The organism is Halolamina sp. C58 (assembly GCF_051195095.1).
Classification (GTDB): domain Archaea; phylum Halobacteriota; class Halobacteria; order Halobacteriales; family Haloferacaceae; genus Halolamina.
The window spans coordinates 312930-325454 of sequence record NZ_JBNTJY010000002.1 but is presented as its reverse complement, the minus strand read 5'-3'; the positions used below and the strand labels follow the sequence as shown (position 1 = coordinate 325454).

The 12525-nt window shown below is 64.4% G+C and carries 18 protein-coding genes; 8 read left to right on the top strand and 10 right to left on the bottom strand.

The annotated features are described in order from the left end of the window. Window positions 1–6: 6 nt before the first annotated feature. Window positions 7–288: a type II toxin-antitoxin system RelE family toxin gene (locus ACQUSM_RS12185; protein ID WP_435118926.1), complete on the bottom strand. Its 282-nt coding sequence runs from the start codon at window positions 286–288 to the stop codon at window positions 7–9. Next, on the bottom strand, window positions 281–568 hold the full coding sequence (locus ACQUSM_RS12180) for a ribbon-helix-helix domain-containing protein (RefSeq protein ID WP_435118924.1): 288 nt from the start codon (window positions 566–568) through the stop codon (window positions 281–283). The genes ACQUSM_RS12185 and ACQUSM_RS12180 overlap by 8 nt, the downstream gene beginning before the upstream one ends. Window positions 569–709: 141 nt before the next feature. On the opposite strand from ACQUSM_RS12180, the gene glmU reads away from it, so the two are divergent. Beyond that, window positions 710–1909: a bifunctional sugar-1-phosphate nucleotidylyltransferase/acetyltransferase gene (gene glmU, locus ACQUSM_RS12175; protein WP_435118922.1), complete on the top strand. Its 1200-nt coding sequence runs from the start codon at window positions 710–712 to the stop codon at window positions 1907–1909. A gap of 92 nt (window positions 1910–2001) precedes the next feature. Here glmU and ACQUSM_RS12170 read toward each other — a convergent pair whose 3' ends face one another. Next, window positions 2002–2172: a hypothetical protein gene (locus ACQUSM_RS12170; protein WP_435118921.1), complete on the bottom strand. Its 171-nt coding sequence runs from the start codon at window positions 2170–2172 to the stop codon at window positions 2002–2004. A 405-nt stretch (window positions 2173–2577) separates the two neighbouring features. Between ACQUSM_RS12170 and ACQUSM_RS12165 the strand changes: the two genes are divergently transcribed. The 4 genes from ACQUSM_RS12165 to ACQUSM_RS12150 are packed head-to-tail and all read left to right on the top strand — an operon-like array spanning window position 2578 to window position 4742. Further along, window positions 2578–2973 (top strand): type IV pilin, encoded by a 396-nt coding sequence (locus ACQUSM_RS12165; RefSeq protein ID WP_435118919.1) that lies wholly within the window; start codon window positions 2578–2580, stop codon window positions 2971–2973. A 1-nt stretch (window position 2974) separates the two neighbouring features. Beyond that, on the top strand, window positions 2975–3388 hold the full coding sequence (locus ACQUSM_RS12160; RefSeq protein WP_435118917.1) for a type IV pilin: 414 nt from the start codon (window positions 2975–2977) through the stop codon (window positions 3386–3388). 30 nt (window positions 3389–3418) lie between these two features. After that, window positions 3419–3841 (top strand): type IV pilin, encoded by a 423-nt coding sequence (locus ACQUSM_RS12155; RefSeq protein WP_435118916.1) that lies wholly within the window; start codon window positions 3419–3421, stop codon window positions 3839–3841. A 37-nt stretch (window positions 3842–3878) separates the two neighbouring features. Beyond that, window positions 3879–4742 (top strand): hypothetical protein, encoded by an 864-nt coding sequence (locus ACQUSM_RS12150; protein ID WP_435118914.1) that lies wholly within the window; start codon window positions 3879–3881, stop codon window positions 4740–4742. 213 nt (window positions 4743–4955) lie between these two features. Here the strand turns inward: ACQUSM_RS12150 and ACQUSM_RS12145 are convergent, their stop codons facing one another. Next, window positions 4956–5183, bottom strand: a complete 228-nt coding sequence (locus ACQUSM_RS12145) for a type IV pilin (RefSeq protein ID WP_435118912.1) — start codon at window positions 5181–5183, stop codon at window positions 4956–4958. A 132-nt stretch (window positions 5184–5315) separates the two neighbouring features. Then, window positions 5316–5585: a hypothetical protein gene (locus ACQUSM_RS12140; protein ID WP_435118910.1), complete on the bottom strand. Its 270-nt coding sequence runs from the start codon at window positions 5583–5585 to the stop codon at window positions 5316–5318. A 51-nt stretch (window positions 5586–5636) separates the two neighbouring features. Here ACQUSM_RS12140 and ACQUSM_RS12135 point away from each other — a divergent pair, with 51 nt between their 5' ends. Then, window positions 5637–5822: a hypothetical protein gene (locus ACQUSM_RS12135; protein ID WP_435118908.1), complete on the top strand. Its 186-nt coding sequence runs from the start codon at window positions 5637–5639 to the stop codon at window positions 5820–5822. A gap of 66 nt (window positions 5823–5888) precedes the next feature. Here the strand turns inward: ACQUSM_RS12135 and ACQUSM_RS12130 are convergent, their stop codons facing one another. The 3 genes from ACQUSM_RS12130 to ACQUSM_RS12120 form a co-directional block, all read right to left on the bottom strand. Then, the gene (locus ACQUSM_RS12130) at window positions 5889–6059 is read right to left on the bottom strand and encodes a hypothetical protein (RefSeq protein ID WP_435118907.1); all 171 of its coding nucleotides are present in this window, start codon (window positions 6057–6059) and stop codon (window positions 5889–5891) included. 120 nt (window positions 6060–6179) lie between these two features. After that, entirely contained in the window at window positions 6180–6386 is a 207-nt protein-coding gene (locus tag ACQUSM_RS12125) for a hypothetical protein (RefSeq protein WP_435118905.1), read from the bottom strand. Window positions 6387–6674: 288 nt separating this feature from the next. Continuing rightward, on the bottom strand, window positions 6675–7481 hold the full coding sequence (locus ACQUSM_RS12120) for an undecaprenyl-diphosphate phosphatase (RefSeq protein ID WP_435118903.1): 807 nt from the start codon (window positions 7479–7481) through the stop codon (window positions 6675–6677). A gap of 106 nt (window positions 7482–7587) precedes the next feature. On the opposite strand from ACQUSM_RS12120, the gene ACQUSM_RS12115 reads away from it, so the two are divergent. Next, a complete protein-coding gene (locus tag ACQUSM_RS12115) occupies window positions 7588–8778 on the top strand; it encodes a sugar phosphate nucleotidyltransferase (protein WP_435118901.1) in 1191 nt (396 codons plus the stop codon). Continuing rightward, a complete protein-coding gene (glmS, locus tag ACQUSM_RS12110) occupies window positions 8778–10577 on the top strand; it encodes a glutamine--fructose-6-phosphate transaminase (isomerizing) (protein ID WP_435118899.1) in 1800 nt (599 codons plus the stop codon). Before ACQUSM_RS12115 ends, glmS begins: the two co-directional genes overlap by 1 nt. 6 nt (window positions 10578–10583) lie before the next feature. On the opposite strand, the gene ACQUSM_RS12105 is transcribed toward glmS, so the two are convergent. Both ACQUSM_RS12105 and ACQUSM_RS12100 read right to left on the bottom strand, forming a co-directional pair. After that, entirely contained in the window at window positions 10584–11006 is a 423-nt protein-coding gene (locus tag ACQUSM_RS12105; protein ID WP_435118897.1) for a hypothetical protein, read from the bottom strand. A gap of 61 nt (window positions 11007–11067) precedes the next feature. Beyond that, window positions 11068–12465, bottom strand: a complete 1398-nt coding sequence (locus ACQUSM_RS12100) for a DUF4330 domain-containing protein (protein ID WP_435118895.1) — start codon at window positions 12463–12465, stop codon at window positions 11068–11070. Between the last annotated feature and the right edge of the window lie 60 nt (window positions 12466–12525).

Sequence of the window (12525 nt, the reverse complement as noted above, 5' to 3'; positions counted from 1 at the left end):
TACGTGTCAATCGTCGTCACTGCGATATGCATCGCCACCGCGTTTCCGAACCCGTAAGATGTAGAGGATCTGCTCGGTCCGGTCTGTACGACATCCGAGCCGGAACTGACCAATTCGGAGCTTTTGATGAGGCGTCCCCTGCAACGGTTCGAGATGGTCGGGCGGCTCCCGCCATTCGTCGTTTACGATCTCGTCGAGCTTACTGGCGATCCGGTCGCGTGCGTAATCGTCCAACCCGTCAAAATCACGCCGTGCGGTGTCGGTAAGTTCCCAGTCCCACTCACTCATCGCTCTCGCTTGTCGTCTCCTCGAGACCGTAGGCGGCCTTCACGTCGTCGCTACCGTGGGTTCGTCCTTCACGGATCTCCGCTTCGCTGGTGAGCATCGCCTTCAGGTCCGCGCGGGTAAATTCGGGATGCTTGAGCGCATCGCGAAGCACGAACCGGATGAATTCGCTCCGGCTGTTGAACCCCTGCTCCTCCCACGTCGTATCGACGTCCTCGAGGAACGTCTCCGTGATCCGGATGTTCACCGTCGTTTTGTCAGGGGGAGACTCCGCTTCCGCCATACTCTGTGTTGAAATTGTGTATGGATAAGGATTACGCCAGTCGGGGATCTCTGTCGCGCGGGATATGCAACCACCCCAGCAGAGCTTGTCTCCCGCCACTCGAACAGAACGCCAAAGGCGCTGCTCCTCCTCTTCCGCCGCATGACTGTCGCCGTCGTCGTCGCCGCCGGTCAGGGAACGCGGATGCGCCCGCTCACCGAGCGTCGACCGAAGCCACTCCTCCCCGCCGCGGGCCGATCGCTGCTCGAACACGTCCTCGACGCGTGCGCCGATCACGTCGATCGCTACGTGATCGTCGTCGGCTACGAGGGCGAGCAGGTCCGCGAGACGATCGGCGACGCGTACGCCGACTCGCCCGTCGAGTACGTCACGCAGGCCGAACAGCTCGGGACGGCCCACGCCGTCGAACAGGCCGCCGAGTACGTCGACGAGCGCTTCCTCGTGCTGAACGGCGACGTGGTGATCGAGCCCGAACTGGTCGCCGACCTCGCCGAAAGCGAGGGCAGCGCGATGGCGGTCAAGCCCGTCGACGACCCCCGGAACTACGGTGTCGTCTCGCTCGACGGCACACGGGTGACGGACGTCGTCGAGAAGCCCGCCGATCCGCCGACCGACCTCGCGAACCTCGGCATCTACGCGTTCGAACCCGACGCGTTCGCTCATATCGAGGCGACCGAACTGAGCGAGCGCGGGGAGTACGAGATCACCGAGTCGCTCCAGCGCTACATCGACGCCGGCGGCGACGTGACCGCCGTCGAGTACGATGGTCCGTGGCTCGACGTGGGGCGCCCGTGGGAGCTGCTCGCGGCGAACGAACACCTGCTCGCCGATTTGGCGGGCGACGTTCAGGGTACCGTCGAACCGCGCGCGACGCTCGACGGGCCGGTCGTCGTCGAAGAGGGCGCCCGCGTCCGCAACGGCGCGTACATCGAGGGGCCGGTCGTCGTGCAGGCGGGCGCGGACGTGGGGCCGAACGCGTACGTCCGCGGGGCGAGCGTGATCGGTCCCGACGTCCGCGTGGGGAACGCCGTCGAGGTGAAGAACTCCATCCTGATGGCCGACACCGCCTGTGGGCATCTCTCCTACGTCGGCGACTCGGTGCTCGGCGCCGACGTGAACTTCGGGGCGGGGACGACCGTCGCGAACCTCCGGCACGACGACGAGACGATTCGCGTGCGTGTGAAGGGTGAGTCAGTCGATACTGGTCGCCGGAAGTTCGGCGTCGTCGTCGGCGACGGAACGAAGACCGGGATCGACACGAGCCTGAACGCGGGGGTCAAGCTCGGCGCTGGAACGCGAACAACGCCAAACGAGACGGTGACGCGTGACCGAATGGAGTAGCAGTACCGCCGAACTTCGTGTGCCAATTGCGTGAATAAGCAACTCCTACGGTGAGAATACGTCGGCTCTGTTTCTCGCTCGCGTACGAGTGACTACTCAGGCACGTCATCCGCGTACTTATCGAACTCAAGCAGTCGGGGCATCCGCCGGTGTTCGCGGATGAGGGTTCGGAACACTTCGGCGTCCGACTTGCAGTCATCACCGAACTCCCGTTCCAGGTACTCGTCTTGGGACTCGGTGATCTCCGCGCGCTTTTCGACCACAGTTTCACCTCCATTACCGGCAGGATTGCGGCGGATGTGTGTTAAGTCCCGGCGACGGAGCGACGACAAATTCGGTTGCACTATCTCAACTGATAAAGGGGGCGGAGAGATTATCCCGGTTGACACCAATCATCCAACGGCCCCGCATACGGGGCTTTCCCTGAACCCGACAGTGCGCGAGGGCCAGACTGGCCCTCAACTGCTGTCTTCGATGGGGCGTATCAAGTTGGATATGTCTTTTCGCGCCTGATAATTGGGCCACGCTGTTTATACGTCACCTCTGAGTACTGATTGGCAACCGCGGCAGTCAGGTTCGCACTACCGTGTAGTAGTGTGGCCTCGCTGTCGGGTTCAAGGAAGACAATGAAGCAAAAAATCAAATCGATCCTACAAGAAGAGCGCGGTGTGTCACCTGTCATTGGTGTTATACTCATGGTTGCCATTACCGTTATTCTGGCAGCTGTGATCGGGACCTTCGTTTTAGGCCTCGGCGACAGTCTTCAGCAGGCGCCGCAGGCGCAGCTGGATGCAGAGGTTACCGAAGGCGATACTGACGGTAATGATGAGATCGTGATTTCCCACAATGGGGGCGACCCAATTAATTGGGCGGATGTGGGAATCGAGTACACCAATAGTGGAGGTACCGATGTCTCCGTGCAGGATCCTAGCGACCAACTGACAGTTGGGAATTCAGAGATTGTAGTCGATATGGATACTGCTACTGACGTGGACGCGTCTGGAGAGACAATCACACTTGTCCACCAGCCATCCCAGTCTATCCTCCTTGAGGTGACCTTCTAAAATGACCATACTTGACCACCTCAGCGATAACGAGCGAGGCGTTAGTCCCGTCATCGGCGTCATTCTGATGGTCGCCATCACGGTGATTCTGGCCGCAGTGATAGGCACCTTCGTTTTAGGCCTTGGCGATAGCCTGAATCAGGCGCCGCAGGCGCAACTGGAAGCGAGTGGCGATTCTGCTGGTGGCTCAGTGACCATCTCTCACAACGGCGGGGATGCACTAGTCGAATCTGATGTGACGGTCACGATTGGCGGGAACGATCGTACCACTCAAATCTTCAACAACCTTGGCGAAGATGAATTAAATGTCGGTCAGTCGATGACCGACGCCAATTCGTACAGTGGTACTGTTACAGTTACCATCACTCACGACCCATCCCAGTCTATTCTCCTCGACACGGAAGTTGAGGTCTAGTAACAGCTAATCTCCATATCAATCTCACTCATGAAACAACAATCAACCGGGTTTTCGAAAGATGAACGGGCCGTTAGCCCCGTCATTGGCGTGATCCTCATGGTCGCCATCACGGTGATCCTCGCCGCTGTGATAGGGACCTTCGTTTTAGGCCTTGGAGACAGCCTCAATCAGGCGCCCCAAGCGCAGCTAGAGATTAGCAGCGCCGGGAACTCGGATCTCGAGATCTCGCACAACGGGGGCGACAGCATCGTTGCTGGCGATCTCAGGATCACGGTGGATGGTACCGACGAGGGCACCCTAAACAACGCAGGTGCGGGGTACAATGCGGAGGAAGAATTCTCCGTCGGCCAGACGGCCCAAACCAACATTGGGGTCGCCGATGGAGACCGTATCCGGCTCATCCACATCCCGTCCGAATCCGTGCTGTTGGATTCGACTGTCGGATCGTAGCCAGCCTTAGTAGGACATCCCACCTTTCTTTGCACGAATGCCGATAACCGACGAGTACGGCGACGGGCTCGCAAACGTCGACGCCGATGTCGTCGCTGACCCGAGTGACTACGACACCTTCGTCGCCGTCTTCGCGCGCACCTACAGCCACTCCGAAGATCCCGCTGCACTCGTCGACCTGTACAACGACTTCCAGAAGGTCCGCGCGAAGCACCCGAACGCCGGGAGCAGCAAGCTGGCGAACAAACTCGGTGTCTCACGATCAAACATCCGTAAGTGGGTCGACGACGGCGCCGTTCCGTATGTCGTTCAAGGACTCCGGACTGCTGAAACGCGCGGCTGGATTCCCATGTCGTTCGACAGCGTCGAGTTCCGGGCGATGAACCGCTTGGTCGCGTGGGTGATGTCCTCCGGGTCGATTCACGGTGAGCGATGGGACGTCCAGTTCGTCGTCGACGACGATCGTGCACGAAAGCGGATCGAGGCGGCGCTGGCGATGCTCGAACTCGACGCCGAGGAGTATGAGGAAGCCGGCACCGGGATCAACGGGACACTGCTCGGCGTCGGCGCCGACGGGTCAGTGCTTGGCCGCGTCCTCCACAGCCTCGGCGCGCCGAAGGGCGAGGGGAAGCGTCGGCCCGACGTGCAACTCCCACCGTACCTCGATCGGGCGCCCGAGGGCATCCAGCGGGCATGGCTCAGGGAGTACCTGAAGAACCGTCGGCGAGAGCAGGATGGGGAGCCGTGGATCTCCTTCGGTGAGGACCGACCCGCGAGTTATCAGCGGCAGTTCGTTGAGCTCGTCGAGGACGTCACCGGGGCGTCGGCGTCAGCGTCCGAGTCGGATATCTACGTGACCGCCGACGCAGTTCGGGAACTCGGATTGGACCGAGAGAGTTAACCAGTGCTACTGAATAATCCTCGAAGCATTTCTTAACTATTCAAACGCTGTGTCTCAGCGTTAAATCCACGGACTCGGTTTTCACGTCCAATCAACCAGCAATTCTGGACACTCTGATTGACATCCCCGCATTGGCACACCACACTAGCCACCGTCACCACAAGTAGAGATATCCACCTCGGCATTTACGACGAGAAGATGTCACCCTCCGCCCTAAGGTTGAGCGGCATTGTCCATATCGAGTATCTCCTCGGCTGTTGTGACCCAGCTATTGATGTCTATTCCAAGGACTGCTGCCCCAATGATTCCCCCAAGAATAGTAACGACGCCCACCATTAGAACCACACCAATGACGCTGCTTACACCTCTGTCGTCCGAATGCAATTCGAACCACGCACCTGCGATCTTGCTACGCCAATCCTTTGGTATAATGTCATCCATAAGGTAGGATAGCGTCCTTGGTGGTAATAAATCTGACTGAGATAACACATCTATCCACACTAAATTTGATTTTGTAGTTTATATATTCAAACAAACGCTCTCCGGTGACGATGTCGGGTTCATCCATCTCGGTCACGCATGTTTTCGTAGCGGCGACGCCAGGGTCTCGTCGACAACGTCCCTCCCGTCGACGGTCTGCTCGATCAGGTCATACTCGTCCAGTTTCTGCCGGTACTTCAGCGTCGCCGTTCGAGAGTTCGACCCGCCGAGCGCCTCGTAGTGCTCGTGGATCTCGACCGCCTGCAGCGGCCCGTGCTCCCGGATCGTCCGGTAGACGAGATGGTGACCGCGGCCGAGGCTCTGCAGCTGCTGCTCGCGGATGCGCTCGTTCGCGCGCTGCAAACAGTCGTCGACGACGATCGCGCTCGGGAGCGACTCGACGCGGCGCTGACGATGCTTGATCTCGACAGCAGAGAGTCCGAGGAAGCTGGGACCGGCATCAACGGCACGCTCATCGGCGTCGGCACCGAAGGGTCAGTCCTCGGTCGTGTTCTCTACTGTCTCGGCGCGTCGGCGTCGGTTTCAGGGAAAGACATCTACGTCAGCGCCGACGCAGTTCGGGAACTCGGGTTGGCCTGAGAGAGAGTTAACCAACACAACCCATCAGTCGGACGGGTAGCGTTGGTTAAGACTTAGACTATCGCGCTAAGCAACTCGCTGCTCCCGCTGCGGCGCCGCCAGCGTCTCGTCGACGACGACCCAGCCGTCGGCAGTCTTCTCGATCAAGTCGTACTCGTCGAGTTTGCGGCGATACTTCAGCGTCGCCGTCCGGGAGTTCGACCCACCGAGGTCTTCGTAGTGGTCGTAGATCTCCACCGGCTGCAGCGGGCCGTGCTCCCGGATCGCCCGATAGACGAGGTGGTGCTGGCGGCCCAGCGACTCCAGTTGCTGCTGTCGGATGCGCTCGTTCGCCCGCTGGAAACAGTCGTCGACGTCTTAGGACTGGACGGTCGTGTGGCCGCGCTCGATGCCGATGTCGACCGCCGAGCGGAGCGCTTGCACGTCGAACCGGGCTGATTCGCCGGGCTCTGCGATGATTCGTTCGAGTTGGCTGTCGTCGACGACGCCGCGCTGCAGGGCGACCGCCCGACGCGCGTCGAGGATGTCGAACGGCGCGTCGGCGTTGTACGGGTCGAAATCCACGCCATTGGGCCCGACCTCCCACACCGAGCCGGCCGGCTCGTCGGTTACGGGTTCGAGCACATCGCTGATCCGCTGGAGTTGGGGCCCTCGGCCCGGCATAGCGTTCGGGGGATAGTTCTCTGTCAGCTCGTCGGTTCCACGCCTATGGTTGTGTGATGACGGGAGGGTGAGCCACCAACCCACCCCTGAAAGATGGGCTTCCGCTCGCTACGTGTCAGGAAACTCCATCCCCAATTCGGCGATCTGGAAGCGACGCTGGACTACGCCCCTCCCGCTCTGCCTCTCGCTTTACACCACCAGCACGCCGCCGGCGATCGCGAGCGCGCCGAGGCCGACACAGACGCCCCAGAACGGGAGTTCGTCAACGATTCGGAGCAGCGCGCCGATCGACGCGTACCCCACGACGGCCGCGGCGCCGAGGGCAACTCCTGCAGCGACCAGCGACGTGTTCAGTCCCGTATCGAGGTAGCCGAGCAGGCCGCCGCCGACCGAGGCCGGAATCGCCAGCAGGAACGAGAAGCGGAACGCCTGCGGCCCCTCGTGGCCGCGGAGGAGTAGCGTCCCGGTCGTCATCCCGGAGCGGGAGACGCCGGGGAGGATGGCGATCCCCTGGGCGACGCCGACGAGCACCGCGTCGCGGGGCGTCGGCGTCCGTCCGGCGCCGAGCCGGTCCTGTGAGAGGTACTGGAACGCCCCCGTGAGCACCAGTAGGACGCCGATCAGCGCGATGAACACGCCCCCGCCCAGTTCGGAGACGGCGTCGACGAGCGTCAGGTACGCGGCGATGCCGACGACGCCGGAGACGAGCGTGCCGATCGCGAGGAACGTCATCGTCGCGTGCTCGCCCTCCGTGGCGTTGGTCGGCCGCCACGTCGGCAGGAGTTGCAGCACCGCCCAGAGATCCTTGCGGTAGTACACCGTCGCGGCGAGGGCGGTCCCGAGGTGGAGGAAGAGCGCGAACGCGACGCCCGCCTCCGGCGAGCGCCCCAGCGCGGAGAGGACGATGGTGATGTTCCCCTCGCTCGAGATCGGGAGCCACTCGAAGATCCCTTGGAGGATGCCGACGACGAGGGCGACGACGAAGTCCCGGGCCATACAGCCGTTGGATCGGGCGAACCGTATGATCGTTCCGTTCTGTTTCGCTGACGAAACTGTAGGTACCGAAACAGTCTCCTATGGTGGGGAAAGATGTCTGCCAAACATGGATGCTGTCGTACTGGCGGCCGGCGAGGGGGAACGGCTGGCGCCGCTGACCCAGTCACGCCCCAAGCCGATGCTCCCCGCCGCGAACCGCCCGATCCTCTCGTACGTCTTCGACACGCTCGTCGACGCCGGCGTGGACTCGATAACCGTCGTGATCGGCTACGAGCGCGACCACATCCGCGATCACTTCGGGAACACGTACCGGGGCACGCCGCTCGAGTACGTCGTGCAGGAGAAACAGTTGGGGAGCGGGCACGCACTGCTGCAGGCCCGCGACGCGGTCGACGGGCCGTTCCTCGTGCTCAACGGCGACCAGATCGTCGATCCCGAGATGGTCATCGACGTGCGGGACGCCTACGACCCCCCCCACGAGGTCGGCGCGCTGGGCGTGATCGAACACGCGGGCGTCGTCCGCTACAGCACCGTCTCGATCGCCGACGGCGCCGTGAGGACTGTCTCCGAGACCCCGGACGCCGACTCCGGCCTGGTGAACGCGGGGGTGTACGCGTTCGACGAGCGGATCTTCGACGCGATCGACGCGACGCCGCGGACCGACGGCGAACTCTCGCTGCCAGCGACACTGCAACGGGTCGTCGACAACGACGTTGATGGGCGACTGCACGCGGTGCGGACCGACGGCCTGTGGGTCGACGCGACGTACGCGTGGGACCTGCTTGCCGTCGCCGAACACCTCCTCGGTGTCGAGTGGATCGAGGGTGTGACCGAGCACGACGGCGTCTGGATCGCCGAGTCCGCGCAAGTCCACGACTCGGCCGTGCTTCGGGCACCGGTCGTCGTCGCCCCCGACGCGGTGGTCGGCCCGAACGCGGTGGTCGGGCCCGCCACGTCGCTCGGCCGGAACGCGACCGTCGGCGCGAACGCGACCGTCTCGCGGTCCGTGCTCGACATGGACACCCGCGTCGGCCCGAACAGTTCGCTACGCGAGGTCGTCACCGGCCGCGCAGTCGACATCGGCGCGGGGACCGTCGCACCGAGCGGTCCCGCGGACATCCCCGTCGCCGGGCAGGTCATCGAAGGGCAGTCCGTCGGCGCCGTGCTCGCTGATCGTGTGGCTGCTGCGGGCGCCAATAGCTTCGCTCCGGGGGCGATCGTCGGGACTGACGCCTCGCTCGGTGTCGGGACGCACATCGTCGGGCGCGTGTCGCGCGGCGCGGAGGTGGTGCGCTGATGTGCGGGATCATCGGTGCCGTCGGTCGCGGGGACGCGACGCTCGACACGCTGCTGGCCGGGCTCTCGAACCTGGAGTACCGCGGCTACGACTCGGCTGGGCTTGCTGTCTCCGGGGAGGAGTTGTCGGTCGCGAAGCGGTCTGGCGAACTCGAAGTGCTTGAGGACGCGCTGGAGGGCCAGTCGCTCTCGGGCAACGCGGGGATCGGCCACACGCGCTGGTCGACCCACGGGGCGCCGACCGACGCGAACGCGCATCCGCACACTGACTGCACGGACTCGGTTGCAGTCGTCCATAACGGGATCATCGAGAACTACCAGTCGCTCCGGGACGAGCTCGCGGCCGCGGGCCACGAGTTCAAGAGCGAGACGGATACCGAGGTCGTGCCCCACCTGATCGAGAGCCTGCTCGCCGACGGCGCGTCGCCCGGGACGGCGTTCCGGCAGGCGGTCGACCGGGTCGAGGGGAGCTACGCCATCGCCGCCGTGTTCGCGGGATCGGACACCGTGTTCGCGGCGCGGAACGACTCGCCGCTCGTGCTCGGCGTCGGCGACGACGCGACGTACCTCGGCAGCGACGTGCCCGCGTTCCTCGAGTTCACGGACCGCGTCGTCTACCTCGAGGACGGCGAGGTGGCTGAACTCTCACCGGCGGGCTGGACCGTGACAACCCTCGCCGGCGATCCCGTCGAGAAGGAGATCCGGACGGTCGACTGGGAGTCCGAGGACACGGGCAAGAGCGGCTACGACCACTACATGCTCAAGGAGATCCACGAGCAGCCGCGGGCGCTCCGGCAGTGTCTCCAGGAGCGCGTGAACGAACTCGCCGGGACGGTCGACCTCGGCGACGCGGTCAACGAGACGCTCCGCGGCGTCGACGACGTGCAGTTGGTCGCCTGCGGCACGTCGTACCACGCCGCGCTGTACGCGGCCGAACTGTTCCGCTCACAGGGCGTTCGCGCACAGGCGTTCGTCGCCAGCGAGTACGTCACCTCGCCGGCACCCCACGGCGAGAACACGCTCGTGATCGGGATCACCCAGAGCGGGGAGACCGCGGACACGCTGAGCGCGCTGCGGGACGCCCAGCGCCGCGGCGTCGAGACGCTCGCCGTGACGAACGTCGTCGGGAGTACGGCCGCTCGGGAGTGTGACGGCGTGCTCTACATTCGGTCGGGGCCGGAGATCGGCGTCGCCGCGACCAAGACGTTCTCCGCGCAGGTCGTCGCGGCCAACTTGGTTGCGGCCGTGATGGCCAACGGCGACACGAGCCACGAGTTCGTGAGCGCGCTGCGAGATCTCCCCGGACAGGTGCAGACAGTGCTCGAGGAGACCAACGCCGAGGCGGTTGCCGACCGGTTCGTCGACGCGGACGCGTACTTCTTCATCGGCCGCGGGTACGACTACCCGGTCGCGATGGAGGGGGCGCTGAAGATGAAGGAGATTACCTACAAGCACGCCGAGGGGTTCCCGGCCGGCGAGCTCAAACACGGCCCGCTGGCGCTGGTGACGGGGAACACGCCGGTGTTCGCGGTCGTGACTGGGGAGACGGGCTCGGAGAAGACCGTCGGGAACGTGAAGGAGGTCGAGGCGCGGAACGCGCCCGTGGTGGCTGTTACTGACGGGCGGACCGACGTGGAGCGGTACGCGGACGAAGTGTTGGAGGTGCCCGAGACGGATCCGCGACTGGCGCCCGTGCTGGCGAACGTGCAGCTCCAGCTCGTGAGCTACCACGTCGCGAAGCAGCTGGGTCGCAGTATCGACAAGCCGCGGAATCTGGCGAAGAGCGTGACCGTGGAGTAACGACTGCTACTTCTCGGTCCGGTCGTCGTCTTCCGGTTTCTCCCGATCTTCAGGTGGCTCCGGCGGTTCGAGCAGCGCGATCAGGAGTTCGCCGGCACGAGTCTCGGCAGCGCGTTCGCCCAGGGCGACGACTGCGTCAACGCCGCGTTTGAGCGTCGATTCGCGGTACCACGGCGTCGCCGTCTCGATCGCCCAGTCGAGGATCTCGATGAACGGGCCGACGGTCCACGTCTCGCGGAGGTCGATGACGATCACCTCCGGCTCGGGTTCGGCAGTGAGCCAGCCGTAGAGCCAGGAGTTGCGGACGAACGTCGCGGTTCGGTCGGCGATCGTCTGCACGGCGCCGACGACGCTGGAGTTGTCGATCACGCGGTCGACTCGCTCCAGGCGGGAGGCGAGCGAGTCGGGGAGCCGCGAGTTCTCGGCCATCTACTTTGCTAGTTCGGCAGGAGGAGTATGTCGGTTTCGGTACTGGAAACGGGACGGCGGGTTAGCCGCCGACGCCGACGACCGTCGCCTCGACGGTGATGGTGCCGAGGTCGATGACGACCGTCGTGCCCTGTCGGAGCGACTCGCCCTTGAACGTGAGCCCGGACGTCGTCTCGCGGACCCGGAGCTCGGCCGTGATCGTCACCTTCCGGTTGTACGGGTGGTCGACGACGTGGACCTCTCCGTTCTCGCCGGTGGTGATGATGACGGAGGGCTCGGTCTCGACGTCGGTGACGCGGGCGATGGTCTCTCCGTCCGAGCGTTCGGCCATCCCGGGCTGGATGGCGTCGGCGAGATCCTCGCGCACCTCGTACATCTGGAGTGTGACCGTCCGTGTGGTGACGGCGCCGCGGGGCTCGAGCGCGCCGACGCGCTCGATCGTCCCGCCGAGTTCGTAGCTCCCGAAGTCGGCGGTGATGGCGTTCCCGCGCTGGACCGGCGTGGTCCCGAACCGCTCGCGCTCGCCCTGGGTCAGCGTCTCCAGTGAGAGGCCGACGGCGACGCGCTTCCGGTCGGGGTTCTGCGTCGCGTAGCTGGTGACCGACTCGACCGTCGCCGTGTCGTGGCCCGCAACCGTGGCCACGTCGCCCTCGGTGATGCGGTCCGCTGTCTCGACGTCGACGACGTCCTCGATCAGCACGTCGGCGCTCCCGCGTTCGAGGCCGGCACCGACGCGGTCGATCTGGCCGTCCAGGGTGTAGTCGCTCGCCGGGAGGGTGACCGTCTGACCGGGCTTGACGGGCGTGTTGCCGAAGCGGCGTTCGCCGAACTGCGTGTACGTCTCTAGGGTGGCTTCGGCGATGACGCGGCGCTGGGTGGAGTCGTCGGTCGCGTAGACGGCGACGTCCTCCACGGTCGCAACGGTGCGGCCGGCGAGCTGGATCTCGTCGCCCTGTGTCACTTCATCGGCGTTGGCGGCCGACATGGTGTCGCTGAGGACGACCGTCGTTCGATCGGTCGAGAGGGTGTCGTTCTGCCCGATGGCGCGGATGCGTCCGCCGACTTGGTAGGTAGCTGTGGAGATGTCGAGCGCGCGGCCGAGGCGCGGGGGAGCGTTCGCGTAGTCGATGCTGTCGCCGCTAGCGAGCCCGTGGAGCTCCGCGCGGACGATGACTCGGGTCTGGTCCCCCTGCGGCGTGAGGTGGACGTCGGTGATCGTGAGCTTGCTCTCCCCGCCCGCGTTATGGCTATCGCCCTCGTTGATGGCCGAGACGAGGTAGTCCGGCTGGGTGCCGAGGTCGAGAGTTACGTGGGTCGTTTCGACGTCCGGTTCTTCGGGTGCGGGCTGGAGGACGAATGCTGCGCCGGCGGCGACGACGGCGAGCACGAGCAGGACGACGAGGGCGTCGACGACGTTGACGACGCCGAAGAGGTTGCCGTCGTCGTCAAGGAGTTCCATAGAGGCGATCACCGTTCATGTTGGTTGCGACTGCTCGGCAGAGTGGCAAAACGCTTCCGG

Bases quoted from the DNA above. Each gene is read 5' to 3' on its own strand.
- ACQUSM_RS12185 (WP_435118926.1), bottom strand. From the start codon at position 288: ATGAGTGAGTGGGACTGGGAACTTACCGACACCGCACGGCGTGATTTT.
- ACQUSM_RS12180 (WP_435118924.1), bottom strand. From the start codon at position 568: ATGGCGGAAGCGGAGTCTCCCCCTGACAAAACGACGGTGAACATCCGG.
- glmU (WP_435118922.1), top strand. From the start codon at position 710: ATGACTGTCGCCGTCGTCGTCGCCGCCGGTCAGGGAACGCGGATGCGC.
- ACQUSM_RS12160 (WP_435118917.1), top strand. From the start codon at position 2,975: ATGACCATACTTGACCACCTCAGCGATAACGAGCGAGGCGTTAGTCCC.
- ACQUSM_RS12155 (WP_435118916.1), top strand. From the start codon at position 3,419: ATGAAACAACAATCAACCGGGTTTTCGAAAGATGAACGGGCCGTTAGC.
- ACQUSM_RS12150 (WP_435118914.1), top strand. From the start codon at position 3,879: ATGCCGATAACCGACGAGTACGGCGACGGGCTCGCAAACGTCGACGCC.
- ACQUSM_RS12145 (WP_435118912.1), bottom strand. From the start codon at position 5,183: ATGGATGACATTATACCAAAGGATTGGCGTAGCAAGATCGCAGGTGCG.
- ACQUSM_RS12135 (WP_435118908.1), top strand. From the start codon at position 5,637: ATGCTTGATCTCGACAGCAGAGAGTCCGAGGAAGCTGGGACCGGCATC.
- ACQUSM_RS12120 (WP_435118903.1), bottom strand. From the start codon at position 7,481: ATGGCCCGGGACTTCGTCGTCGCCCTCGTCGTCGGCATCCTCCAAGGG.
- ACQUSM_RS12115 (WP_435118901.1), top strand. From the start codon at position 7,588: ATGGATGCTGTCGTACTGGCGGCCGGCGAGGGGGAACGGCTGGCGCCG.
- glmS (WP_435118899.1), top strand. From the start codon at position 8,778: ATGTGCGGGATCATCGGTGCCGTCGGTCGCGGGGACGCGACGCTCGAC.
- ACQUSM_RS12105 (WP_435118897.1), bottom strand. From the start codon at position 11,006: ATGGCCGAGAACTCGCGGCTCCCCGACTCGCTCGCCTCCCGCCTGGAG.
- ACQUSM_RS12100 (WP_435118895.1), bottom strand. From the start codon at position 12,465: ATGGAACTCCTTGACGACGACGGCAACCTCTTCGGCGTCGTCAACGTC.